Here is a 416-nt window from a genome sequence, read left to right on the forward strand (position 1 = left end):
CCCCCCCTTCCTTCCCCTCCTTCTTTCTTTTCCTCCCTTTCCTTTTCCCTTCCTTCCCTCTTCCCCCCTTTCTTTTTCTCCTTCTCCCTTCCCTCCCTTTTCTCTCTCTTCTTCCTCCTTCTCCTCCCTTTCTTCTTTCTCCTCCTCTCTTTCTCTCCCCTCCTTTCCTTCTCTCCTCTTTTCCTCTCCCTTTTTTTTTTCCCCCTTTTTCTCCTTTTCCCCTCCTTTCTTCCCTCCCCTTTCTTTTTTCTTTTCTTTTTCCCCCCCTCTCCTTCCCCTCTCTTTTCTTTCTTTCTCTTCTCCTCCCCCTCTCCCCCCTTCTCCCCTTCTTTCTTCCTCCTCTTCTCCTCTCTCTCCTCTTTTTCTTTCTCCCTCCTTCTCCTCTTTCTTTCTTTTTTTCTCTTCCCCTTCTTCCC

General features: G+C 48.6%; 1 protein-coding gene. It reads right to left on the reverse strand.

The window, feature by feature from the left end; genetic code table 11:
* Nucleotides 1–416 (reverse strand): hypothetical protein (locus KH400_RS29790; RefSeq protein ID WP_217228118.1); only part of this gene is annotated, 416 nt, incomplete at both ends.

The sequence above is a fragment of the Desertibacillus haloalkaliphilus genome (genome assembly GCF_019039105.1).
Lineage (GTDB): Bacteria > Bacillota > Bacilli > Bacillales > KJ1-10-99 > Desertibacillus > Desertibacillus haloalkaliphilus.